The organism is Enterobacter quasihormaechei (assembly GCF_004331385.1).
GTDB classification, from domain to species: Bacteria; Pseudomonadota; Gammaproteobacteria; order Enterobacterales; family Enterobacteriaceae; genus Enterobacter; species Enterobacter quasihormaechei.
The window spans coordinates 1-24,575 of the sequence record NZ_SJON01000013.1 but is presented as its reverse complement, the minus strand read 5'-3'; the positions used below and the strand labels follow the sequence as shown (position 1 = coordinate 24,575).

At 54.8% G+C, this 24,575-nt stretch carries 21 protein-coding genes and 1 pseudogene; 13 read left to right on the top strand and 9 right to left on the bottom strand.

Annotated elements, in window-relative coordinates; all coding sequences use genetic code 11:
• The first annotated feature begins 1 nt into the window (after nucleotide 1).
• The 5 genes from yihS to ompL all read left to right on the top strand — a co-directional run bounded on the left by yihS (nucleotide 2) and on the right by ompL (nucleotide 6,941).
• Nucleotides 2–1,243 carry a sulfoquinovose isomerase gene (yihS, locus tag E0L16_RS16015; RefSeq protein ID WP_131637368.1) on the top strand — a complete coding sequence of 414 codons (1,242 nt, stop codon included), beginning with the start codon at nucleotides 2–4 and terminating at the stop codon, nucleotides 1,241–1,243.
• Nucleotides 1,244–1,259: 16 nt separating this feature from the next.
• Nucleotides 1,260–3,284: an alpha-glucosidase gene (locus E0L16_RS16010; RefSeq protein ID WP_112792722.1), complete on the top strand. Its 2,025-nt coding sequence runs from the start codon at nucleotides 1,260–1,262 to the stop codon at nucleotides 3,282–3,284.
• Between the two features lie 45 nt (nucleotides 3,285–3,329).
• Entirely contained in the window at nucleotides 3,330–4,712 is a 1,383-nt protein-coding gene (locus E0L16_RS16005; protein ID WP_049138041.1) for an MFS transporter, read from the top strand.
• A 43-nt stretch (nucleotides 4,713–4,755) separates the two neighbouring features.
• Nucleotides 4,756–6,180, top strand: a complete 1,425-nt coding sequence (locus E0L16_RS16000) for an MFS transporter (RefSeq protein WP_131637366.1) — start codon at nucleotides 4,756–4,758, stop codon at nucleotides 6,178–6,180.
• Nucleotides 6,181–6,254: 74 nt separating this feature from the next.
• Nucleotides 6,255–6,941, top strand: a complete 687-nt coding sequence (gene ompL / locus E0L16_RS15995) for a porin OmpL (protein WP_063865415.1) — start codon at nucleotides 6,255–6,257, stop codon at nucleotides 6,939–6,941.
• 79 nt (nucleotides 6,942–7,020) lie between these two features.
• Here ompL and typA read toward each other — a convergent pair whose 3' ends face one another.
• A complete protein-coding gene (gene typA / locus E0L16_RS15990; protein ID WP_006808726.1) occupies nucleotides 7,021–8,844 on the bottom strand; it encodes a ribosome-dependent GTPase TypA in 1,824 nt (607 codons plus the stop codon).
• A 377-nt stretch (nucleotides 8,845–9,221) separates the two neighbouring features.
• Between typA and glnA the strand changes: the two genes are divergently transcribed.
• The 4 genes from glnA (at nucleotide 9,222) to E0L16_RS15970 (ending at nucleotide 13,492) form a co-directional block, all read left to right on the top strand.
• Nucleotides 9,222–10,631 carry a glutamate--ammonia ligase gene (gene glnA / locus E0L16_RS15985; RefSeq protein ID WP_003861925.1) on the top strand — a complete coding sequence of 470 codons (1,410 nt, stop codon included), beginning with the start codon at nucleotides 9,222–9,224 and terminating at the stop codon, nucleotides 10,629–10,631.
• A 167-nt stretch (nucleotides 10,632–10,798) separates the two neighbouring features.
• The gene (glnL, locus tag E0L16_RS15980) at nucleotides 10,799–11,848 is read left to right on the top strand and encodes a nitrogen regulation protein NR(II) (RefSeq protein WP_003861923.1); all 1,050 of its coding nucleotides are present in this window, start codon (nucleotides 10,799–10,801) and stop codon (nucleotides 11,846–11,848) included.
• Between the two features lie 11 nt (nucleotides 11,849–11,859).
• Nucleotides 11,860–13,272 carry a nitrogen regulation protein NR(I) gene (gene glnG, locus E0L16_RS15975; RefSeq protein WP_063449670.1) on the top strand — a complete coding sequence of 471 codons (1,413 nt, stop codon included), beginning with the start codon at nucleotides 11,860–11,862 and terminating at the stop codon, nucleotides 13,270–13,272.
• 109 nt (nucleotides 13,273–13,381) lie between these two features.
• A complete protein-coding gene (locus E0L16_RS15970) occupies nucleotides 13,382–13,492 on the top strand; it encodes a YshB family small membrane protein (RefSeq protein WP_017382667.1) in 111 nt (36 codons plus the stop codon).
• A gap of 100 nt (nucleotides 13,493–13,592) precedes the next feature.
• Here E0L16_RS15970 and hemN read toward each other — a convergent pair whose 3' ends face one another.
• From hemN to E0L16_RS22365, 3 genes and pseudogenes are all read right to left on the bottom strand, one after another.
• The gene (gene hemN, locus E0L16_RS15965; protein ID WP_131637364.1) at nucleotides 13,593–14,966 is read right to left on the bottom strand and encodes an oxygen-independent coproporphyrinogen III oxidase; all 1,374 of its coding nucleotides are present in this window, start codon (nucleotides 14,964–14,966) and stop codon (nucleotides 13,593–13,595) included.
• A gap of 188 nt (nucleotides 14,967–15,154) precedes the next feature.
• Nucleotides 15,155–15,670, bottom strand: coding sequence for a Der GTPase-activating protein YihI (gene yihI / locus E0L16_RS15960; protein ID WP_006808729.1), 516 nt, complete (start codon nucleotides 15,668–15,670; stop codon nucleotides 15,155–15,157).
• Between the two features lie 194 nt (nucleotides 15,671–15,864).
• Nucleotides 15,865–15,951: pseudogene (locus E0L16_RS22365) on the bottom strand (hypothetical protein); the annotation flags it as partial.
• 299 nt (nucleotides 15,952–16,250) lie between these two features.
• Between E0L16_RS22365 and yihA the strand changes: the two are divergent.
• Nucleotides 16,251–16,880: a ribosome biogenesis GTP-binding protein YihA/YsxC gene (gene yihA / locus E0L16_RS15950; protein ID WP_003861913.1), complete on the top strand. Its 630-nt coding sequence runs from the start codon at nucleotides 16,251–16,253 to the stop codon at nucleotides 16,878–16,880.
• 97 nt (nucleotides 16,881–16,977) lie between these two features.
• On the opposite strand, the gene spfP is transcribed toward yihA, so the two are convergent.
• Nucleotides 16,978–17,025, bottom strand: a complete 48-nt coding sequence (gene spfP, locus E0L16_RS22380) for a small protein SpfP (RefSeq protein ID WP_071892919.1) — start codon at nucleotides 17,023–17,025, stop codon at nucleotides 16,978–16,980.
• Between the two features lie 166 nt (nucleotides 17,026–17,191).
• Nucleotides 17,192–19,984 (bottom strand): DNA polymerase I, encoded by a 2,793-nt coding sequence (polA, locus tag E0L16_RS15945; RefSeq protein ID WP_131637363.1) that lies wholly within the window; start codon nucleotides 19,982–19,984, stop codon nucleotides 17,192–17,194.
• Nucleotides 19,985–20,423: 439 nt separating this feature from the next.
• Between polA and E0L16_RS15940 the strand changes: the two genes are divergently transcribed.
• Complete coding sequence (locus tag E0L16_RS15940) at nucleotides 20,424–21,332, top strand: 1-acylglycerol-3-phosphate O-acyltransferase, YihG family (protein WP_131637361.1); 909 nt, start codon at nucleotides 20,424–20,426, stop codon at nucleotides 21,330–21,332.
• A gap of 22 nt (nucleotides 21,333–21,354) precedes the next feature.
• Here the strand turns inward: E0L16_RS15940 and dsbA are convergent, their stop codons facing one another.
• The 3 genes from dsbA to E0L16_RS15925 all read right to left on the bottom strand — a co-directional run bounded on the left by dsbA (nucleotide 21,355) and on the right by E0L16_RS15925 (nucleotide 23,337).
• Nucleotides 21,355–21,978, bottom strand: coding sequence for a thiol:disulfide interchange protein DsbA (dsbA, locus tag E0L16_RS15935; protein WP_063449666.1), 624 nt, complete (start codon nucleotides 21,976–21,978; stop codon nucleotides 21,355–21,357).
• A gap of 27 nt (nucleotides 21,979–22,005) precedes the next feature.
• A complete protein-coding gene (locus E0L16_RS15930; protein WP_107534275.1) occupies nucleotides 22,006–22,992 on the bottom strand; it encodes a serine/threonine protein kinase in 987 nt (328 codons plus the stop codon).
• Nucleotides 22,993–23,067: 75 nt separating this feature from the next.
• The gene (locus tag E0L16_RS15925) at nucleotides 23,068–23,337 is read right to left on the bottom strand and encodes a YihD family protein (RefSeq protein WP_003861904.1); all 270 of its coding nucleotides are present in this window, start codon (nucleotides 23,335–23,337) and stop codon (nucleotides 23,068–23,070) included.
• A gap of 68 nt (nucleotides 23,338–23,405) precedes the next feature.
• Here E0L16_RS15925 and mobA point away from each other — a divergent pair, with 68 nt between their 5' ends.
• Together mobA and mobB are read left to right on the top strand one after the other, a co-directional pair.
• Nucleotides 23,406–23,990, top strand: a complete 585-nt coding sequence (gene mobA, locus E0L16_RS15920) for a molybdenum cofactor guanylyltransferase MobA (RefSeq protein ID WP_131637359.1) — start codon at nucleotides 23,406–23,408, stop codon at nucleotides 23,988–23,990.
• Nucleotides 23,987–24,490: a molybdopterin-guanine dinucleotide biosynthesis protein MobB gene (gene mobB / locus E0L16_RS15915; protein WP_131637357.1), complete on the top strand. Its 504-nt coding sequence runs from the start codon at nucleotides 23,987–23,989 to the stop codon at nucleotides 24,488–24,490. The genes mobA and mobB overlap by 4 nt, the downstream gene beginning before the upstream one ends.
• The last annotated feature ends 85 nt before the right edge of the window (nucleotides 24,491–24,575 follow it).

Genomic DNA, 24,575 nt, shown 5'->3' with positions numbered 1-24,575 from the left:
CATGAAATGGTTTAACACCCTGAGCCACAACCGCTGGCTCGAACAAGAGACCGACCGCATTCTTGATTTCGGCAAAAACGCCGCCGTACCGACCGGCTTTGGCTGGCTGGGCAATAACGGGCAGGTTCGCAGCGATATGGGCACGCATCTGTGGATCACCGCCCGTATGCTGCACGTGTACGCGGTAGCGGCGAACATGGGCCGTCCCGGCGCGTATGCCCTGGTTGAGCACGGCATTAATGCCCTCAACGGCCCGCTGCGCGACAAACAGCACGGCGGCTGGTACGCCTGCGTAAACGATGAAGGCGTAATGGATGCCTCCAAGCAGGGCTATCAGCACTTCTTCGTCCTGCTGGGCGCGGCGAGCGCCGTCACCACCGGTCACCCGCAGGCACGCAAGCTGCTGGACGATGCCATCGAGGTGATTGAGCGCTACTTCTGGAGCGAACAGGAGCAAATGTGCCTTGAGTCCTGGGATGAAGCCTTCAGCAAAACGGAAGATTACCGCGGCGGTAACGCCAACATGCACGCCGTGGAAGCCTTCCTGATTGTCTATGACGTAACTCACGACCGTAAGTGGCTCGACCGCGCCCTGCGCATCGCCTCGGTGATTATTCACGACGTGGCGCGCAAGGGCGAGTATCGCGTTAACGAGCATTTCGACACCAACTGGAACCCGATCCGCGATTACAACATCGATAACCCTGCTCACCGCTTCCGCGCTTACGGCGGCACGCCGGGACACTGGATTGAGTGGGGCCGCCTGATGCTGCACCTGCGCGCCGCGCTGGAAGCGCGCTTTGAAACCCCGCCGGAGTGGCTGCTGGAAGATGCGAAAGGCCTGTTCCACGCCACCATCCGCGACGCCTGGGCACCCGACGGCGCCGACGGGTTTGTCTACTCCGTGGGCTGGGACGGCAAGCCTATCGTTCGCGAACGCGTGCGCTGGCCCATCGTCGAGGCGATGGGCACGGCCTATGCCCTCTATACCGTGACCGGCGAAGCGCAGTACGAAGCCTGGTATCAGAAGTGGTGGGATTACTGCATCACGTACCTGATGGATTACGAAAACGGTTCCTGGTGGCAGGAGCTGGACACCAATAACGAAGTGACCACCAAGGTCTGGGACGGTAAGCAGGATATTTACCATCTGCTGCACTGCCTGGTGATCCCCCGCCTGCCGCTGGCGCCGGGCTTAGCGCCTGCCGTCGCCGCCGGATTGCTGGATAGCCAGGCCAAATAATAAAGACGGAGTTTTTATGCGTACCCTACACAATATTGACCTGAAAAATAACGAACGTGGCTTCACCCTGCGCTGGCAGGATCGCCTGATTTTGTCCCACTCCGAAGAAGCGCCTTGCCTGTGGATCGGAGCAGGCGAGGCCGATATCGAGATGTTTCGCGGCAATTTCAGCATTAAAGACAAGCTCAACGAAAAGATTGCCCTGACGGACGCGACCGTCACGCAGCAAAGCGCGGGCTGGGCCATCCGCTTTACCCGCGGCGATGCGGTGAGCGCCACGCTGCTGGTGGGCGTGGATGCGGAAGGCCGTCTGGAGCTGAAGCTGAAAAATGATGCCGCCAGCCATAACCGCATCTGGCTGCGGCTGGCGGCGCAGCCGGAAGATCATATCTACGGCTGCGGCGAGCAGTTCTCGTACTTCGATCTGCGCGGCAAGCCGTTCCCGCTGTGGACCAGCGAGCAGGGCGTGGGCCGCAACAAGCAGACCTACGTCACCTGGCAGGCCGACTGCAAAGAGAACGCGGGCGGCGATTACTACTGGACCTTCTTCCCGCAGCCTACCTTCGTGAGCACCCAGAAGTACTACTGCCACGTGGATAACAGCTGCTACATGAACTTTGACTTCAGCGCGCCGGACTTCCACGAGCTGGCGTTCTGGGAAGATAACGCCACGCTGCGCTTCGAATGTGCACAAACCTACGTCGATCTGCTGGAAAAACTCACCGGCCTGCTGGGGCGCCAGCCTGAGCTGCCGGACTGGGTTTACGACGGCGTGACGCTGGGCATTCAGGGCGGCACCGAGGTGTGCCAGCAGAAGCTCGACGCCATGCGCGAGGGTGGCGTGAAGGTGAACGGCATCTGGGCGCAGGACTGGTCCGGCATCCGCATGACCTCCTTCGGCAAACGCGTGATGTGGAACTGGAAGTGGAACAGCGAGCTCTATCCGCAGCTTGACGAGCGGATCGGGCAGTGGAAGCAGGAGGGCGTACAGTTCCTCTCCTATATCAACCCGTACGTCGCCAGCGATAAAGATCTCTGCGAAGAGGCGGCGAAACGCGGCTATCTGACCAAAAACGCCGACGGCGAGGATTACCACGTTGAATTCGGCGAGTTCTACGCGGGCGTTATCGACCTGACCAACCCGGAAGCCTACGGCTGGTACAAAGAGGTCATTAAAAAGAACCTTATCGAGCTGGGCTGCGGCGGCTGGATGGCCGATTTCGGGGAATATCTGCCGACTGATACCTTCCTGCACAACGGCGTGAGCGCAGAAATCATGCATAACGCCTGGCCTGCCCTGTGGGCGAAGTGTAACTACGAGGCGCTGGAAGAGACCGGCAAGCTCGGAGAGATCCTGTTCTTCATGCGCGCGGGCTACACCGGCAGCCAGAAGCACTCGGTGATGATGTGGGCGGGGGATCAGAACGTTGACTGGAGCCTGGACGACGGTCTGGCGTCCGTCGTACCTGCGGCTCTGTCGCTGGCGATGACCGGGCACGGCCTGCACCACAGCGACATTGGCGGCTATACCACCCTGTTCGAGATGAAGCGCAGCAAGGAACTGCTCCTGCGCTGGTGCGACTTCAGCGCCTTTACGCCGATGATGCGTACCCACGAGGGCAACCGCCCTGGCGACAACTGGCAGTTCGACGGCGATGCGGAAACCATCGCGCACTTTGCGCGCATGACCACCGTGTTCACCACCCTGAAGCCGTATATCAAAGCTGCGGTTGCGCAGAACGCGAAAAGCGGCCTGCCGGTGATGCGTCCGCTGTTCCTGCACTACGAGGACGACGCGCGCGCCTACACGCTGAAATACCAGTACCTGTTTGGCCGCGATCTGCTTGTGGCACCGGTTCATGAAGAGGGCCGCCGGGACTGGTCGCTCTATCTGCCGCAGGACAGCTGGGTCAATGCGTGGACGGGGGAAATCTGCCAGGGCGGTGACGTGACCGTTGATGCCCCGATCGGCAAGCCGCCGGTCTTCTATCGCCAGCACAGCGAATGGGCAGATCTGTTTAGCACCTTACGTGATATCTGATAAGGCTCGCCCGCAGGGAAACCTGCGGGCAGACGGAGAACAATAATGAGTCAACATACTTCCGATCCGGCAACCCTACGCCTGCCGTTTAAAGAAAAACTCGCCTACGGGATGGGCGATCTCGGCTCTAACATCCTGCTGGATATCGGCACGCTCTATTTGCTGAAGTTTTACACCGACGTGCTGGGGCTGCCCGGCACCTACGGCGGGATCATCTTCCTGATTGCGAAGTTTTTTACCGCCTTCACCGATATGGGCACCGGGATCATGCTCGACTCCCGGCGCAAAATTGGCCCGAAAGGGAAATTCCGCCCGTTCGTGCTGTATGCCGCCTTCCCGGTGACCTTACTGGCGATTGCCAACTTCGTCGGTACGCCATTTGAGATGACCGGCAAAACGGTGATGGCGACGGTGCTGTTCATGCTGTACGGCCTGTTCTTCAGCATGATGAACTGCTCTTACGGCGCGATGGTGCCCGCCATCACCAAAAACCCGGACGAGCGCGCCTCGCTGGCGGCCTGGCGTCAGGGCGGCGCCACGCTCGGCCTGTTGCTCTGTACGGTGGGCTTTGTCCCGGTGATGAACCTGATTGAGGGTAACGACCAGCTTGGCTACATCTTTGCCGCCACCCTCTTCTCGCTGTTCGGGCTGTTCTTTATGTGGTGGTGCTATAAGGGCGTCACCGAGCGTTACGTCGAGACGCAGCCTGCTAACCCGGCGCAAAAGCCGGGGCTGTTGCAGTCGTTTCGCGCCATTGCCGGGAACCGTCCGCTGTTTATCCTGTGCATCGCGAACCTGTGCACGCTGGGCGCGTTTAACGTTAAGCTCGCCATTCAAGTCTACTACACGCAGTACGTGCTGAACGACCCGATCCTGCTGTCGTACATGGGCTTCTTCAGCATGGGCTGTATTTTTATCGGCGTCTTTATGATGCCCGGCGCGGTGCGGCGCTTCGGCAAGAAAAAGGTCTACATCAGCGGGCTGATGATTTGGGTGGCGGGCGATCTGCTCAACTACTTCTTCGGCGGCGGCTCGGTGAGCTTTGTGGCGTTCTCCTGCCTGGCGTTCTTCGGCTCCGCGTTCGTGAACAGCCTGAACTGGGCGCTGGTGTCCGATACCGTGGAATACGGCGAGTGGCGCACCGGCGTACGCTCCGAGGGGACAGTCTATACCGGCTTTACCTTCTTCCGTAAGGTCTCGCAGGCGCTGGCGGGCTTCTTCCCGGGGATCATGCTCACGCAGATCGGCTATGTGCCCAACGTGGTGCAGTCCGCCGGGACGGTTGAAGGGCTGCGGCAGCTGATATTTATCTACCCGAGCCTGCTGGCGGTCATCACCATCGTGGCGATGGGCTGCTTCTACAACCTCAACGAGAAGATGTATGTGCGCATCGTGGAAGAGATCGAACTGCGCAAACGTACGGCATAAATGACGTGATAGAGCGCCCTGCGGGGCGCTCTGAGGATCGACCATGACACACAATACTGATCCGTTAACCCTGAAATTGAGCCTGCGAGAGAAGTGCGCCTACGGGATGGGCGATTTTGGCTCGAATCTGATGCTGTGTATTGGCACGCTGTACCTGCTGAAGTTTTACACCGATGAACTGGGGATGCCCGCGTTCTACGGCGGCATTATTTTCCTGGTGGCAAAGTTTTTTACCGCCTTTACCGACATGCTTACCGGGGTGCTGCTGGATTCCCGGCGAAACATCGGCGCGCGGGGAAAATTCCGGCCATTCATTTTGTATGCCTCCGTGCCGGTGGCGCTGGTCGCGACGGCGCAGTTTATGGCCAACGACTTTAGCCTGACGGTCAAAACGGCTATCGCCACCGTGCTGTTCATGATGTTTGGGCTCTGCTACAGCCTGATGAACTGTGCCTACGGTGCGATGGTGCCGGCTATCACCAAAAACCCGAACGAGCGCGCGCAGCTTGCCGCGTGGCGTCAGGGCGGTGCAACGGTGGGGCTGTTGCTCTGCACCGTCGGCTTTATGCCCATTCAGGCGCTGTTCGTCAGCCAGCCTTCTCTCGGCTATCTGGTGGCCGCGCTGGTGTTCGTCACCGGCGGCCTGTTCTGCATGTGGTGGTGCTACAGCGGGGTGAAAGAGCGCTACGTCGAGATCACGCCCGATCACCATAAGCCCGGCATTCTGAAATCGTTCTGCGCGATTTTCCGCAATCCGCCGCTGCTGGTGCTGTGCATCGCCAACCTCTGCACCCTCGCCGCGTTTAACATCAAGCTGGCGATTCAGGTCTATTACACCCAGTACGTGCTAAACGATCTGCATTTACTGTCGTGGATGGGCTTTTTCAGCATGGGCTGCATTCTGATTGGCGTGTTTCTGGTGCCCGGCGCGGTGAAGCGCTTTGGCAAGAAGCCCGTCTATCTGGGCGGGCTGGCGCTGTGGGCGGTGGGCGACGTGCTGAACTTCTTCTGGGGAACCAGCTCCCTGCTGTTCGTGCTCTTTTCCTGCATGGCCTTTTTCGGCACCGCATTTGTAAACAGCCTGAACTGGGCGCTGGTGCCGGATACCGTTGATTACGGCGAGTGGAAAACCGGCATCCGCGCCGAGGGATCGGTTTATACCGGCTACACCTTCTCACGCAAAATCTCCGCCGCCCTCGCCGGCTTCCTGCCTGGCATCATGCTGACCCAGATCGGCTACGTTCCCCACGCCGTGCAGAGCGCGGGCACGCTGCTGGGTTTGCGTCAGCTTATTTTCCTCTGGCCGTGCGGTCTGGCAATCATCGCCGCCGTGACCATGGGGCTGTTTTATAAACTCAACGAAGCGCGCTTCGCCTTTATCATCGAGGAGATTGGAAAACGGAAAAAACAGTCAGCGAATTCCCCTGAGATAACATCCAACAATAAAGCGTCAGCAGTCACTTTATAACAATAAATTCGGCCCGTATTTCCTTCCTGTTCATCAGGAGGGAGGCCTTTCTGTACCTGATACATGGACAAATTATGAAAAGAATCATCACTGTACTGATCGTGTCGTCTGTGTCCTGCCCGGTATTCGCCGGGGCCTATGTTGAAACCCGTGAAGCCTACAATACGGCCTCTGAGCTGCACGAAGTGATCCTGCGTGCCGGCTATAACTTCGATATGGGCGCGGGGCTGATGTTCACCAACGCCTACAACGTGGGGAGATGGGATGAGCTCAAGCACAGCTATAACGAAATAGAGGGGTGGTATCCGCTCTTTAAACCGACGGATAAACTCACCTTTCAGCCCGGCGGGTTGATCAACGACAGCAGCGCCGGTTCGGGTGGCGCGGTGTATTTAGATACCAACTATAAATTCACGGACGGGTTTAATCTGACGTTCCGCTATCGCTATAACCGTAACAATTACGATACGCCGGACTATAACGGGCAGATGGATAAGAACGACACGCACGAATTCGCCAACTACTGGAATTTCAAAGTGACGGATGCGTTTTTCTACACCTTTGAGCCGCACTTTTTCCAGCGGATAAATGATTACCACAGCAAAAATGGCAAAGACCATCACTGGGAAATAACCAACAAGTTCAGCTATAAGATCGACAGAAACTGGCTGCCGTACCTCGAACTTCAGTGGCTGGACCGATGGAATGATTACAACCGCGAGCAGTACCGGATTCGGTTAGGGTTAAGGTATTCGTTCTAATAAAAAAGCCGCTGATCGCTCAGCGGCTTTTTCGTTGCCGGGTGGCGCTTGCGCTTACCCGGCCTACGGCATAACCGAATTACTCTTCTTTCGCACCGCGCATAGCACGTTTACGATCGTTCTCGGTCAGGTGACGTTTACGGATACGAATTGACTGCGGAGTCACTTCTACCAGTTCGTCATCATCGATGAACTCCAGAGCCTGCTCCAGGGTCATCTTGATCGGTGGAACCAGAACCGTTGCTTCGTCAGTACCGGACGCACGCATGTTGGTCAGTTTCTTACCGGTCAGGCAGTTTACCGTCAGGTCGTTAGAACGGCTGTGAATACCGATGATCTGGCCTTCGTAAACTTCAGCACCGTGACCCAGGAACAGCTTACCGCGATCCTGCAAACCGAACAGCGCAAACGCAACCGCTTTACCCTGACCGTTGGAGATCAGCACGCCGTTGTTACGCTGGCCCACTTCACCCGGACGCACGTCGTCGTAGTGGCTGAAGGTGGAGTACAGCAGACCCGTACCGGAGGTCATGGTCATGAACTCAGAACGGAAGCCGATCAGGCCACGGCTTGGGATCACGTAGTCGAGACGTACGCGGCCTTTGCCATCTGGATTCATGTTTTTCAGGTCGCCTTTACGCTCGCCCAGCGCCTGCATCACAGAACCCTGGTGCTGCTCTTCAACGTCCAGCGTTACGTTTTCGAACGGCTCTTGTTTACGGCCATCGATTTCGCGGAAGATAACTTTCGGACGGGAAACCGCCATCTCGAAACCTTCACGACGCATGTTTTCAATCAGAACGGACAGGTGCAGCTCACCACGACCGGAAACGCGGAATGCATCAGCGTCTTCAGTTTCTTCAACGCGCAGCGCAACGTTGTGCACCAGCTCTTTGTTCAGGCGGTCAAGGATCTGACGAGAGGTAACGAACTTACCTTCTTTACCACAGAACGGAGAGGTGTTGACGTTGAAGAACATGGATACGGTTGGTTCATCAACGGACAGGGCTGGCAGCGCTTCAACGTTCTGCGGATCGCAGATGGTGTCGGAGATGTTTAGCTCACCCAGACCGGTGATGGCGATGATGTCGCCCGCTTCAGCGATGTCGCTCTCGATACGCTCAAGACCCAGGTGAGTCAGGACTTTACCGACTTTACCGTTACGGGTTTTGCCTTCGCTATCGATGATAGTGACCTGCTGGTTAGGCTTCACTTTACCGCGCTTGATACGACCAATGCCGATTACGCCAACGTAGTTGTTGTAGTCGAGCTGGGAGATCTGCATTTGCAGGGTGCCTTCCAGGTCAACGTTTGGCGCAGGAACGCGGTCAACAATCGTCTGGTACAGCGGAGTCATGTCTTCAGCCATGTCTTCGTGATCCAGACCCGCGATACCGTTCAGCGCAGAGGCGTAAACGATAGGGAAGTCCAGCTGCTCGTCGGTCGCGTCGAGGTTAACGAACAGGTCGAATACCTGGTCAACAACCCAGTCAGGACGCGCGCCAGGACGGTCAACCTTGTTGATCACAACGATAGGTTTCAGGCCGTGGGCAAATGCTTTTTTGGTCACGAAGCGCGTTTGCGGCATAGGGCCATCAAATGCGTCAACCACCAGCAGCACGGAATCCACCATGGACATCACGCGCTCAACTTCACCACCGAAGTCGGCGTGCCCTGGGGTATCAACGATGTTGATACGGTAGTCATTCCATTTGATAGCGGTGTTTTTGGCGAGGATGGTAATCCCACGCTCTTTCTCCAAATCGTTGGAGTCCATCACACGCTCTTGAGTTTCGGCACGAGCATCAAACGTACCAGACTGCTGTAGCAGCTTATCAACCAGGGTAGTTTTACCATGGTCGACGTGCGCGATGATGGCGATATTACGCAATTTTTCGATCACAACTTTGCCTCAGGCATTTAGAAATAGCGCGTTATTGTACACGGATTAATCGCACTACAAAACAGGATCACAAACATCCCCCGCAAACAAGTATTGCAGAGATGCTTTGTGATCGCTTTCACGGAGCGGTAAAAGGGCACTTTAACGTAAATTGCACCAATATGGTGCTCAATGTTCACATTGAAGCACTATAATGGTGCAACGAATCCAATGTGGTGCAGCCCTTCTGCACTATGGTGCGCATGATAACGCCTTTTGGGGGTGTTTTAAAAGTTGGCACAGATTTCGCTTTACAGAAATACAGTAAAAATATGGCAGCCCAGCCGATTTGAAGACCTCGTTACCACGACGACAATGACCAATCTGGAGAGTTAAGTATGTCCGCTGAACACGTTTTGACGATGCTGAACGAACATGAAGTGAAGTTTGTTGATCTGCGCTTCACCGATACCAAAGGTAAAGAACAGCACGTCACGATCCCTGCTCATCAGGTGAACGCCGAATTCTTTGAAGAAGGCAAAATGTTTGACGGCTCCTCCATTGGCGGCTGGAAAGGCATCAACGAATCCGACATGGTTCTGATGCCAGATGCAACCACTGCGCTCATTGACCCGTTCTACGAAGAACCTACGCTGATCATCCGCTGCGATATCCTGGAACCCGGCACGCTGCAAGGCTATGACCGTGACCCACGCTCCATCGCAAAACGCGCTGAAGAGTACCTGCGCTCTACCGGCATCGCAGACACCGTTCTGTTCGGGCCAGAGCCAGAGTTCTTCCTGTTCGACGACATCCGTTTTGGTGCTTCCATTTCTGGCTCCCACGTGGCTATCGATGACATCGAAGGCGCATGGAACTCTTCCACCAAATACGAAGGCGGTAACAAAGGTCACCGTCCAGGCGTGAAAGGCGGTTACTTCCCGGTTCCTCCGGTCGATTCTTCACAGGACATCCGTTCTACCATGTGTCTGATCATGGAAGAGATGGGCCTGGTTGTTGAAGCGCACCACCACGAAGTGGCGACGGCTGGCCAGAACGAAATCGCTACCCGCTTCAACACCATGACCAAAAAAGCGGATGAGATTCAGATCTACAAATACGTTGTGCACAACGTTGCGCACCGTTTCGGTAAAACCGCGACCTTCATGCCAAAACCAATGTTCGGCGATAACGGTTCCGGTATGCACTGCCACATGTCCCTGTCCAAGAACGGCACCAACCTGTTCTCTGGCGACAAGTACGCGGGTCTGTCTGAGCAGGCGCTGCACTACATCGGCGGTGTTATCAAGCACGCTAAAGCAATCAACGCCCTGGCGAACCCGACCACCAACTCCTACAAGCGTCTGGTCCCAGGCTACGAAGCACCGGTGATGCTGGCTTACTCTGCCCGTAACCGTTCTGCGTCTATCCGTATCCCGGTGGTGGCGTCTCCGAAAGCGCGTCGTATCGAAGTGCGCTTCCCGGACCCGGCGGCTAACCCATACCTGTGCTTCGCAGCACTGCTGATGGCCGGTCTGGACGGTATCAAGAACAAGATCCACCCAGGCGAAGCAATGGACAAAAACCTGTACGACCTGCCGCCAGAAGAAGCGAAAGAGATCCCACAGGTTGCCGGCTCTCTGGAAGAAGCCCTGCAAGCGCTGGACGCAGACCGCGAGTTCCTGACCGCTGGCGGCGTGTTCACCGATGAAGCGATCGACGCTTACATCGCGCTGCGTACCGAAGAAAACGACCGCGTTCGCATGACGCCGCACCCGGTTGAGTTCGAGCTGTACTACAGCGTTTAATTGATTTGTTTTGCCCGGCGCTTTCGCGTCGGGAGTAGTTGCCGTGGAAACTTTAGCCCATCTTCGGATGGGCTTTTTTCTCCACCAACAACCTGATCTCACGCGCTTTTTACCTTTAAAACGCTATACTGCACTAAAATAGTGCAACTACTCCAGGAGACTGCTGAATGGCAACTGGCACGCTGCCCGATGCTGGGCAGATCCTCAATTCTTTGATTAACAGTATTTTGCTGGTCGACGACGAGCTGGCGGTGCATTACGCCAACCCGGCGGCGCAGCAGCTGCTCGCCCAAAGCGCCCGTAAGCTGTTTGGCACGCCATTGCCGGAACTGCTGAGCTATTTCTCGCTGAATATTGGCCTGATGCAGGAGAGTTTGCAGGCGGGCCAGGGCTTCACCGATAACGAAGTGACGCTGGTGATTGACGGACGCTCGCATATTTTGTCCCTCACCGCCCAGCGCCTGCCGGATGGCATGATTCTGCTGGAAATGGCGCCGATGGATAACCAGCGTCGTCTCAGCCAGGAACAGCTTCAGCATGCGCAGCAGATTGCGGCGCGCGACCTGGTGCGCGGGCTGGCTCATGAGATTAAAAACCCGCTGGGCGGCTTACGCGGTGCGGCACAGCTCCTGACCAAAGCGCTGCCTGACCCTGCCCTGGCGGAGTATACCAACGTCATTATTGAGCAGGCGGACCGTCTGCGTAATCTGGTCGATCGTCTGCTCGGGCCACAGCAGCCGGGGATGCACGTTTCAGAAAGCATTCACAAAGTTGCGGAGCGAGTGGTGAAACTCGTCTCTATGGAGCTGCCGGATAACGTCACGCTGGTGCGTGATTACGACCCAAGCCTGCCGGAGCTGGCGCACGATCCGGACCAGATTGAACAGGTGCTGTTGAACATTGTGCGTAACGCGTTGCAGGCGCTGGGCCCGGAGGGTGGCGAAATTATTCTACGTACCCGCACCGCGTTCCAGTTGACGCTGCACGGCGTGCGTTATCGTCTGGCGGCACGTATTGATGTGGAAGATAACGGGCCGGGGATCCCGCCGCATCTCCAGGACACCCTGTTCTACCCGATGGTCAGCGGTCGCGAAGGCGGCACCGGGCTGGGGTTATCCATAGCCCGTAATTTGATTGACCAACACTCCGGCAAAATTGAATTTACCAGTTGGCCGGGACATACCGAGTTTTCGGTTTTCCTGCCGATTAAAAAATAAAGGTGACGTTTATGCAACGAGGGATAGTCTGGGTAGTCGATGACGATAGCTCCATCCGTTGGGTGCTTGAACGCGCGCTCACGGGAGCGGGATTAAGCTGCACGACGTTTGAGAGCGGCAGCGAGGTGCTCGATGCGCTTACCACCAAAACGCCGGACGTGCTGCTCTCGGATATTCGCATGCCGGGAATGGACGGACTGGCGCTCTTAAAGCAGATCAAACAGCGCCACCCTATGCTTCCGGTCATCATAATGACCGCCCACTCCGACCTGGATGCCGCCGTCAGCGCATACCAGCAGGGGGCGTTTGATTACCTGCCAAAACCGTTTGATATCGACGAAGCCGTTGCTCTGGTCGAACGCGCCATCAGCCACTATCAGGAGCAACAGCAGCCCCGCCACGCGCCGGATTTCGGGCCTACGACGGACATCATCGGTGAAGCGCCGGCCATGCAGGACGTGTTCCGCATCATCGGGCGTTTGTCCCGGTCGTCCATCAGCGTATTGATTAACGGTGAATCGGGCACCGGTAAAGAGCTGGTCGCGCACGCCCTGCATCGCCACAGCCCGCGGGCGAAAGCACCCTTTATCGCCCTCAACATGGCGGCGATCCCCAAGGATTTGATTGAATCTGAACTGTTTGGCCACGAAAAAGGGGCGTTTACCGGCGCGAACACCATTCGTCAGGGACGCTTTGAACAGGCTGACGGTGGAACGCTTTTCCTGGATGAAATCGGCGATATGCCGCTGGATGTTCAGACCCGTCTGCTGCGCGTGCTGGCAGATGGTCAGTTTTACCGCGTGGGCGGATATGCGCCGGTGAAGGTGGACGTGCGTATTATCGCCGCGACGCACCAGAACCTGGAGCTGCGCGTGCAGGAGGGCAAGTTCCGTGAGGATTTATTCCATCGCCTGAACGTGATCCGCGTGCACCTGCCGCCGCTGCGCGAGCGTCGGGAAGATATCCCGCGCCTGGCGCGTCATTTCCTGCAAGTGGCGGCCCGCGAGCTGGGCGTGGAAGCCAAGCAGCTTCACCCCGAAACGGATGCCGCCCTCACCCGTCTGGCGTGGCCGGGCAACGTGCGTCAGCTGGAAAACACCTGCCGCTGGCTGACCGTGATGGCCGCCGGACAGGAGGTGTTGATTCAGGATCTCCCTGCCGAACTGTTTGAAGCCACCGTGCCCGAAAGCAGCACCGGACATGCGCTGCCGGACAGCTGGGCGACGCTGCTGGCGCAGTGGGCCGATCGCGCGCTGCGTTCCGGTCATCAAAATCTGCTCTCCGAAGCGCAGCCTGAGATGGAGCGCACGCTGTTGACTACCGCGCTTCGTCATACTCAGGGCCACAAACAGGAAGCGGCTCGCCTGCTGGGATGGGGTCGAAACACCCTGACGCGCAAGCTGAAAGAGCTGGGAATGGAGTGATCTCTACCGCAGTGTAAAGATGATTAATTGAGCGCAAATTGCCGTTATTTTGCGCTTTACTGTTCCGATGAGTTTTGTATGATCGTGCCCGGAAATTGGGGGGAGCATCATGCTGGAATCATTAGTGACTTTGCTTTCGAGCGGAGCAGCGGAAAGCCACACGCCACAAACTGCCGTTGCGGCGGTGCTGTGTGCGGCGCTGGTTGGGCTGTTTAGCTAGCGAGCTGTTGAGGAAAAGCCGGGTGGCGGCTTTGCCTTACCCGGCCTACATAAGTGCGAGATGTAGGCTGGGTAAGCGAAGCGCCACCCGGCATTGCAGCTCAAATCACCCGCGAGAACTGCTGCATACGCGCTTTCTGGCGCAGATAGGCGTCGAAGCACATGCAGATATTACGAATCAACAGACGCCCTTTCGGCGTGACCTCAATCGCGCTCTCCGACACATCCACCAGCCCGTCTTTCGCCAGCGGCGCCAGAAGCTTCAGGTCTTCGGCAAAGTAATCGCTGAAGTGCAGATCCCATTGCGACGCCACCTCGCTGAAATCGAGGCGGAAGTTGCAGATCAGCGCCTTAATCACATCACGACGGATGCAGTCGTCGCGCGTTAACGCGATGCCGCGCCACAGCGCGTTGCCGGTTTCGTCTACCTGCTGATAGTACAGCTTCAGCTCTTTCTGGTTCTGGGCGTAGCAGTCGCCAATCATGCTAATGGCGGAGACGCCCATTCCGAGCAGATCGGTATCGCCCTGAGTGGTGTATCCCTGGAAGTTACGGTGGAGAACACCTTCGCGCTGGGCAATCGCCAGCTCGTCGTCCGGACGGGCAAAGTGATCCATACCGATAAACTGATAGCCGGTTTCGGTCAGCGAGGCGATGGTCTCCTGCAAAATGTCCAGCTTCTGCTGGGCGGAAGGCAGATCCGCATCTTTGATTTTGCGCTGAGCGGCGAACAGTGTCGGCAGGTGCGCATAGTTAAAGACGCTCAGGCGGTCCGGGTTGAGCTCAGCCACGCGTTTAAGCGTGAAGGCAAAGCTCTCCGGCGTCTGCTTCGGCAGGCCGTAAATCAGGTCGATGTTCGTTGAGGTAAAGCCGATTTCACGCGCATGGTTGAGTAAGGCAAAGATAAACGCTTCGTCCTGCTCGCGGTTGACCAGGCGCTGTACTTCTTTGTTGAAGTCCTGCACGCCCATGCTCAGGCGGTTGAAGCCCTCGGCGCGTAAATGATCGAGCACATCCAGCTCGATTTCACGCGGATCGACCTCGATCGAGATTTCGGCGTCGTTGATGAAGTTGAAGTTCTCGCGCAGCAGCGTCATCAGGCGGCTAATTTGCGCTTTATTCAGGTAGGTTGGCGTACCGCCGCCCCAGTGAAGCTGGCTGACGTGGCGCCCGGAAAACAGCGGTGCGCGGTGCAGGATTTCCTGCTCTAGCGCATCGAGGTATTGGTCTGCTTTGTGCTGCTGGCGGGTAACGATTTTATTGCAGCCGCAGAAGTAGCAGAGCTTGTGGCAGAACGGAATATGGACGTAGAGCGACAGCGGGCGCTCGGGGTAGCGCGCGACAGCCTGCTGAAAATCCGCCTCGCCGAAAGCGTCAGAGAACTCCAGCGCGGTGGGGTATGAAGTATAACGCGGCCCGGAATAGTTATATTTCTGGATCAGGGCCAAATCCCAGTCGATAGATGGTACAGACATGCTCACTCCTTCCGTTGGTGTCGCGTTCGTATACGGCGGCCCGTTCTGGTCCCGTTGCGGGCCATCATTCGGGTGCGCAGCCACTTCTGTCGCCGCGACAACCGCCGTAGTTTAACGAATAACCACACCAGATAACATATAACCGGAAGGGTTATAAGCAGGACGAGTGTACCTGCCGGGTGCAAATGTTAGTTTCCACCTTTCAGCAGACGCATCATATCTTCCTGCTTTTCGTCTTCCTCTTCGTCTTCTTCATCATCGTAGGACAGACCCAGCTTTTGCATCAGTTCATCAATGCGGTCCAGTTTGGCGTCCACCCAGGACTGCTCTTCGGCGGTCAGGGTTTCACCCTCTTCAAGACGTTCCAGCAGCGCGTCCAGGCGCTCATCGTTCTCCAGCATATCCAGCTCAGCCTGCGGTGAAAGCATAGGTTTCTCGCTCTTTGGTTTGTGCTGCTTAGTGACCGGCGTGTCTGTCACGCCCAGTGGAATGGGAGTTTTACTGCCGATACGAGGATCTTTCTGCTGTTTGCCTTTTGCAGAAGCGCCTGCGGCACCGCCACCGTTAGCACGGCTACCCGAAGCATGGCCACGGTGTTTTTTATCGCGTTTGCGATCGCGCGCTTCCTGATTCAGTTCTTCGCGCGTTTTGCGGCGTGCTTTTGCAGGGCGTTTCGCACCCGCAGCGGAGGTCGGTTTTTTCATGATGTTTTATCTTTAAGTCGTTTTCTTCAGTATAGAATTGCGGCGAAATCTAGCAGAAAGCAAGCAAAGAAAAAAGGCGACAGAGCAATCTGTCGCCTTTTTTCCTGACTCACAACCCTTAACGGGTCAGACATTCCGTGTTTGCCTACAACAAACCCTGTTTATCCCTTGGCTACTACCGTCCGTGATACGGTTCCGTTTCCTGTTAAAAACGCCTCCAGGCGCCGGTCGTCCTGACAATCCTGAGTCTTCGCCTCCTGGCGCTCCTGACCCTTATCCTTAAGTCGTTATCCTGCTGGCATCCTCGCCTTGATGCACACTTTACCTTGTTCTCTTAAACTAACAAGCAACGAAAAGGTACTAAACCGGATTTTCAGATAATTACTCATTATTAACTCTTTGAATATTAATGTTTTGATTCTTTTAGCGCCTGCGATTTCTCTTAAATTTCTCATACGCATAAAGGCAGATCTCTCACACGCCGCAGGGTCTTTACTTACAGCTCAATGACGATGGGAAAAGCCTTTTGCCTGCATTCAGGTATAATCCCCCGCAGATTACGATTTTTGGAGACGACCACGTGACTACCTGGAACTACCAACAGACGCATTTTGTCACCAGTGCGCCCGATATTCGCCACCTGCCCTCAGACACAGGGATTGAAGTGGCATTTGCTGGCCGCTCCAATGCGGGAAAATCCAGCGCCCTGAATACGCTGACCAATCAGAAAAACCTGGCGCGTACCTCAAAAACACCTGGCCGTACTCAGCTGATTAACCTGTTTGAAGTGGCTGAAGGCAAACGCCTGGTCGACTTACCGGGCTACGGTTACGCGCAGGTACCGGAAGAGATGAAGATCAAATGGCAGCGTGCGCTGGGTGAATACCTGGAAAAACGCATGTGTCTGAAAGGTCTGGTGGTGTTGATGGATATTCGACACCCGCTAAAAGATCTCGACCAGCAGATGATTGACTGGGCGGTGGCAAGCGATATTGCGGTGCTGGTGCTGCTGACAAAAGCGGATAAGCTGGCGAGCGGCGCGCGCAAGGCGCAGGTGAACAAGGTTCGTGAGGCGGTGCTGGCATTCAACGGTGATGTGCAGGTTGAACCGTTCTCCTCGCTGAAAAAGCAGGGCGTGGACAAACTGCGGCAGAAGCTCGACAGCTGGTTTAACGACCTGGAACCGGCGACAGAAGCGGAAGCAGAGTAACAACAGGCGCGGCGATGACCGCGTTTTTTTCGCCCGAAACTTTCCTTGCCGCAATAAAAAACGCCCCAGTCATTACTGACTGGGGCGGCTAAAATATTCAGCCAAATCCGATTACGTGAAGTAAAAGGTCTGAAAGATAGAACATCTTACCTCTGTACCCTACATCGCTAACTCTACTCTTTTTTTATCGCTGGAAAAAGCACTTTTTGTAGTTTTTTTTCATTCTTTACATAGGGAATTCTAATGATCGTCACAAAATGCGCGTTCTTATGTTGCTTACTTACATAAAACGCGCGTTGTTCCGTGAACCTTTAGTGAGCCTGATCCCAGTTTTCGCCGCTGCCTACTTCCACCAGCAACGGAACATCCAGCTTCATGCTGTTTTCCATCAGTTCATGGATTTTCTGTGAGACCGTATCCAGGTCGTCTTTATGAACTTCAAATACCAGTTCATCATGTACCTGCATGATCATTTTTACGCGCGGTTTCTCTTTTTCCAGCCAGGCATCAACGGCGATCATCGCACGTTTAATGATGTCTGCGGCCGTGCCCTGCATCGGGGCGTTGATCGCAGCACGTTCAGCACCCGCGCGGCGCGCGGCGTTGCTGGATTTGATGTCCGGAAGGTAGAGACGACGACCGTCCAGCGTTTCAACGTAGCCTTTCTCTTTCGCCTGCGCGCGGGTGCGCTCCATATATTCCAGCACGCCCGGATACCGCTCGAAGTAGAGATCCATATACTTCTGCGACTCTTTACGCGGAATGTTGAGCTGACGTGACAGGCCAAAGGCACTCATGCCGTAAATCAGACCGAAGTTGATCGCTTTTGCGCTACGACGCTGTTCGTTCGTCACGCTCTCCAGCGGCAGCCCAAACACTTCGGCAGCGGTTGCCCGGTGGATGTCTTTCCCTTCGGCAAACGCCGTCAGCAGGCCTTTGTCACGCGACAGGTGCGCCATAATGCGCAGTTCGATTTGCGAGTAGTCTGCGGAAACAATCAGATAATCCTCTGGCGCAATGAAAGCCTGGCGAATACGGCGGCCCTCTTCATTACGCACCGGAATGTTCTGGAGGTTAGGATCGGTTGATGAAAGGCGCCCGGTCGCCGCCACGGCCTGATGATAAGAGGTGTGTACGCGGCCCGTTTTCGGGTTGATCATCAGCGGCAGTTTGTCGGTATAGGTCGATTTCAGCTTCGCCAGACCACGGTATTGCAGAATAACTTTTGGCAGCGGATAGTCCAGCGCCAGCTCTTCCAGCACCTCTTCAGAGGTTGAAGGAGCGCCACCCGGGGTTTTCTTCAGCGGCTTAATACCCTGTTTTTCAAACAGGATGGTTTGCAGCTGTTTCGGGGACGACAGGTTGAACGCCTCGCCCGCCAGCTCATGCGCTTTCTGTTCCAGCTCGGTCAGTCGCTTCGCCAGCTCGCCAGAGTGGTTATGTAGCACGGTTGGGTCGATTTTAACGCCGTTACGCTCAATGCGGGACAGCACCGGCACCAGCGGCATCTCAATGTTCTGGAACACATTCAGCGGCCCTTCGTGCTTCTGCAATTTTGGCCACATTTTAAGGTGCAGCTGTAGCGTGACGTCAGCGTCTTCCGCGGCGTAGCGGCCAGCTTCTTCCAGCGCAATCTGGTTAAAGGTCAGCTGATTTTTACCCTTACCGGCAATTTCTTCAAAAGTGATGGTTTTGTGCTTCAGCCAACGGTCAGATAAGGAGTCCATATCGTGGCGGCCCGCCACGCTGTCCAGGATGTAAGATTCCAGCATGGTGTCAAAAGCGATACCACGCAGCTCAATGCCGTAGTTTTGCAGAATACCGCGGTCGTACTTCAGGTTTTGCCCCACCTTCAGCGCTTTCTCGTCTTCCAGAATCGGCTTCAGCAGTTCTAAGGCGCGCTCGCGGGAGATTTGCTCTGGCGCATCCAGATAGTCATGCGCTACCGGAACATAGGCTGCAATACCCGGCTCCGTTGCGAATGACAGGCCCACCATATTGGCAGAAATATTATCGAGGCTGTCCGTTTCGGTATCGAAAGCAAACACGGGTGCTTTTTTCAGCTTTTCAATCCAGGCGACGAGCTGTGATTCCTCAAGGAGGGTTTCATAGTTGTCGAAGGAGAGCGCTGCCGCCTCTTCTTCTTCCTGCTCTTCAGCATCAACGACGAGGGTCTCTTTCGGCTTCGCCGCAGGTTTTGCCCCTTTCGCCTGAAGCCATTTCCCGGCTTCGACATCCGTGGTCCAGCGTTTAAATTCGTATTTTCTGAACAGGCCAAGCAGTTCGTCTGCCGCGGGTTCCTGCACTTCAAGCTGCTCGCAGGTAAGCTCCAGCTCTACGTCGGTTTTGATGGTGGCCAGCTGATAGGAGAGATAAGCCACCTCTTTGTTATCGGCGAGCTTTCCGGCCATGGTTTTTGCGCCACGGAAGGTAAGCCCGGCAATTTTGTCGGACTCTGCGTACAGCGTATCCAGCCCACCCAGCCCTTGCAGCAGCGCCTGAGCCGTTTTTTCGCCCACGCCCGGCACGCCAGGAATGTTATCTGAGGAATCCCCCATCAGGGCGAGGAAATCAATAATGAGTTCTGGCGGCACGCCATATTTGGCGACAACTTCTTCCGGGCCAAGAATGGTATTGGTCATGGTGTTGATCAGCGTGATCCCCGGCGTTACCAGCTGCGCCATGTCTTTATCACCGGTGCTGATCAGGACCGGGCGGCCGGCTTTTTCCGCTTCGCGCGCCAGAGTACCTATTACGTCATCAGCTTCAACACCTGAGACCGCCAGTAATGGCAGCCCCATCGCTTTCACCATAGCGTGCAGCGGTTCAATCTGTGCACGCAGATCGTCAGGCATGGGAGGACGGTGAGATTTGTAATGCTCAAATAATTCATCGCGGAAGGTTTTACCCTTCGCATCAAACACCACGGCCGCATGGGTTGGGTGATATTGCAGAATGAGGCTGCGCAGCATATTCAGCACGCCGTACATTGCGCCGGTAGGTTCCCCTGCGCTGTTGGTCAGAGGAGGAAACGCATGATACGCCCGATACAGGTAAGAAGAGCCATCGACGAGTATAAGTGGGTTTTCTGGGATCTGAACCATAATGTCCGTGCCTGTTATGAATTTATGGGTAAAGGATGCCACAGAAGGATGAAAACATCAGGTTTTAGCGCTTTATACAGAAAAAGATTTTGCGATCGTGAAGATCGCTCGCAAAATCAAACTGTGGATAAGTTTGTGCATATTTTTAATACAGGTGAATAACAGTTCAATAAAGCTGATGAGGCAAACTTATTTATTCAAGAAAAACAATTGGTTGAATTGAGATCGGTTAAGAGCCCTTCCCACTGGTGGTTATTTAGTCTATGTGGATATAAGCCTTAAGCACCGTGTCTATATAGAGAATTTTGCTGCATAGCAGGAAAAGCAGCAGCCTCTTCGTGTGAAAGCGCCCTGGTCTGGGCGTATTTCTGATAAGATCGGCGCCCAGCACCGGATAGCCGGCTGCTCAATTACAGCTAACTATCTGAAAATATTCATTATGTCGAGACTACTCGCTGCGATAACATTATTGCTAAGCGTCATTTTAACTATTCTGGTTACCATCGCCTGTTCTGTGCCAATCATCGTTGCCGGAATAATTAAGCTCCTGCTGCCCGTCCCTCCGGTATGGCGCGCAGTGTCTGCTTTTTGTAATTTTATGATGTACTGCTGGTGTGAAGGGCTGGCGATCCTGTTGTGTCTGAACCCCTGGCTGAAGTGGGATGTTCAGGGCCTGGAGAAGCTGAACAAAAAGCACTGGTATCTGCTGATCTGCAATCACCACAGCTGGGCCGATATTGTTGTATTGTGTGTGCTGTTTCGCAAACACATCCCGATGAACAAATACTTCCTGAAGCAGCAGCTGGCCTGGGTGCCCTTCATTGGTTTGGCCTGCTGGGCGCTGGATATGCCGTTTATGAAACGCTATTCACGCAGCTATTTAATTCGTCATCCGGAACGACGCGGAAAGGATGTGGAAACCACACGCCGTTCTTGCGAGAAGTTTCGCGCGCATCCCACCACCATCGTTAACTTCGTCGAAGGGTCACGCTTTACCGAAGAGAAGCGACAGCAGACGCGCTCTCCCTATCAGAATCTATTGCCGCCAAAGGCCGCGGGTATCGCGATGGCGCTCAACGTGCTGGGCGAGCAGTTTGATAAGTTGCTGAACGTAACGCTCTGCTATCCGGAAAACGACAGGACGCCGTTTTACGATATGCTCAGCGGCAGGCTGACACGTATCGTAGTCCGCGTTGATATGGTGCCCGTAGATGCGGCGCTGCACGGTGATTACGTAAACGATAAGAACTTCAAACGTCGTTTCCAGCTTTGGCTTAATACACTCTGGAAAGAGAAAGACGAACAGATAGCGAAGATTAAATCTTCATACAAAAACGCCGGTCAATGACCGGCGTTTTTCTTTATGTTTGTTACTTTTTCTCAACCAGGTGTTTCACGGTATCAGCGTACTGTTGTACGAAGATATCCATGCTGGTCGTGTCCATACCACGCATATTCACCTGGTATTTGCCGTTAACATACATCGCCGGCACGCCCTGCAACTGGAAGTCAGCGGCAGCTTTTTCCTGCTGTGCCACGAGAGATTTCACCACAAAGCTGTTCCAGGCTGCATCGTAGTCTTCACCTTTCACGCCGGCATCCACGAATACTTTACGGATATCTGCCGTGGTCTGTACGGTCTGGGTTTTCTGTACCGCTTCAAACATTGGCGCGGTGATCTTATCTTCCACACCGAGCGCGATCGCCACCGCCCACGCCTGAGTCAGGTCTTTACCCAATGGGCCAAGGAACTCAACGTGGTATTTCGTCATTTTGGTGCCTTCCGGCAGCTTTTTCTTCACGTTGTCAGAAACATGAAGCACCTGCTCAAACTCGTAGCAGTGCGGGCAGTAGAAGGAGAAGAACTCCAGCACCTGAGGCTCGCCAGCAACAGGCTTGTCCAGCGTAATGTACTGCTTGCCGTCGGTAAACTGCGCAGCAGTTGCGCTAAATGCCAGAATCATACCAGCCAGCGCCAGCCAAATTTTTTTCATGATTAACTCTCTCCTGAGTGTGTCCAATTAATACATCGGCGTTAATTGCAAAGGGGGTTCCTGAAGAACCTTAACCTGCTCGGTAAATGTGGATATCTGGCTGCGCCAGTAATCCTCCCCGGTAAGCCAGGGGAAATTTCGGGGAAAAGCCGGGTCTTCCCAACGCCTGATTAACCACGCGAGATAATAAACAAATCGCATCGCACGTAAAGGCTCTATCAAGGCAATTTCATCTGAATTAAAGGGGCTAAATTCTTCATAAGCTTCAATTATGGTCTCAAGCTGCATGCGCTGCTCGGCTTTATCACCGTTGAGCAGCATCCACAGATCCTGAACCGCAGGCCCCATACGTGCGTCATCGAGATCGACAAACAGGGGGCCATCACGCCAGAGAATATTCCCGGCGTGGCAATCACCGTGCAGGCGCAGAGCGGTAATATCATCCCGCCAGCAGGTTTTTACCGCATCAATAAGCTTATCGGTCGCCGTAAGAAATTTATCCTTAAGCGCCTTCGGGATCAGCGCCGATGTTTCGAATACCTGTCGCGGCTCAATAAGGTATTCCTGAACACCAATCGTCGGACGGGCAACAAACGGTTTTTTGCGTCCCGTCTGATGAATGCGCCCCAGATAGCGGGCGACCCATTCCATCTGATCGATATTATCCGCCTCAAACTGTCTTCCGCCCAGGCTCGGAAATATCGCGTAGTAAAAGCCCTGATGGCTCAGCAGCGTTTGGTTATTGAATTTGATCGGTGCCGCAACGGGAACATCGTCAGCCAGCAGATCGTGGGCAAACTGATGCTCTTCCTGAATTTGTTCTGCGGACCAGCGCTGCGGACGGTAGAACTTTACGACAAAGCGCTGGCGCTCTTCGTCCTGGAATTGATAGACGCGGTTTTCGTAGCTGTTTAAAGGGGTTAACCCGGAATCCACCCGGATACCCTGCTCGAACAGCGCATCCACAATGGTATCCGGGTGTAATGTCTGGAAAGTAAAAGCCTGGTCGTTCATCCGATCGTCCGGAAATTATACGAATGATTCAGGATATCATCTTGTGGCGATTTCGGTGGCTCCGCTTACAAGCTTTTACTCTTTAATTACGCCTCGGGCGCGCAGTAATGCGGTTTTAAAATCCTCTTCATAATCTTTCTGAATGCCAGGGATTACAGCATCTTTAGCCGAGTCACGCATTTTGAGGTGGTAGATCAGGATGTCGTCAGAAAGGTCTGCCAGTTCACCATCAAAACCTGACTCTTTCGCCAGTTTCTGTAAAAATTGCATCAGATTCAGCTCTGGCTCTTTTTGCCAGGCCGGCTGGAGAAGCTCAATGACTTCATTAAGACGTTTACATTTCATGGTAGTGCTCCTTTCATTTAGAGAGACACGTTAGCAGGGTCAATCCCACAATAAAAGAGGCGATATTCGTGAATCAATGCCAGCAAATCATCGGGGTCGTTCTGGCCGGGGGCCGGGCAACGCGAATGGGCGGAAAAGATAAGGGTCTTCAGCTCCTGAACAATACCCCCTTATGGCAGCATGTTGCTGATACGCTGGCAAATCAGGTGTCGTCGATGGCGATCAGCGCTAACCGGCATATCGATATTTATCAGCGCAGTGGATATCCGGTTTATCAGGATAACCTGGTGAACTACCCCGGCCCGCTGGCGGGAATGCTTTCCGTTATGCAGCAGTCACACGGAGAGTGGTTTCTCTTTTGTTCATGTGATACGCCCTTCATCCCGTCCTGTCTGGCTGAACGTCTGGTGCAGCGGCGCGATGGTGCTCCCGTCGTCTGGGTGCACGACGGTGAACGCGACCATCCAACGATCGCATTGATTCACCGCGCGTTAATCCCCGCGCTGGACACTTATCTGGCTTCAGGAGAGCGACGCGTAATGGTATTTATGCGCCAGTCAGGGGGGCACGCCGTTGATTTTAGCGACATGAAATCGGCGTTTGTGAATGTAAACACGACGGAAGATTTGCAGATGATGCAGGAGAAGAAATGATACCCGTTTTAGCGATCTCTGCCTGGAGCGGCACGGGGAAAACTACGCTGCTAAAAAAACTGATACCTGCACTTTGCGCTAAAGGCATTCGTCCCGGACTGATTAAGCACACGCACCATAACATGGACGTCGATAAGCCGGGGAAAGATAGCTATGAGCTGCGTAAGGCTGGCGCTGCGCAAACGATGGTGGCGAGTAACCAGCGATGGGCGTTAATGACAGAAACACCGGATGAAGCACCGCTGGATCTCGCTTATCTTGTCAGCCGGATGGATCACTCCACGCTGGATCTGGTGCTGGTTGAGGGGTTCAAGCATGAGGCTGTTGCGAAGATCTTGCTGTTCAGAAGCGATGCGGGGCATAACGTAAATGAGTTAACGCTGGATGAGCATGTTATTGCCGTAGCCAGTGACGTTGCGTTGTCGCTGGACGTACCGGTTCTGGATTTGAATAACGTGGATGTGATTGCAGAGTTTATTGTGGAGTGGTGTGCAGTCTGAGATCTGCCAGGTGACGGCTTCGCCTTACCTGGCCTACATTTTTTCGATGTATAAACGCAAAAAGGCCATCCGCAAGGATGGCCTT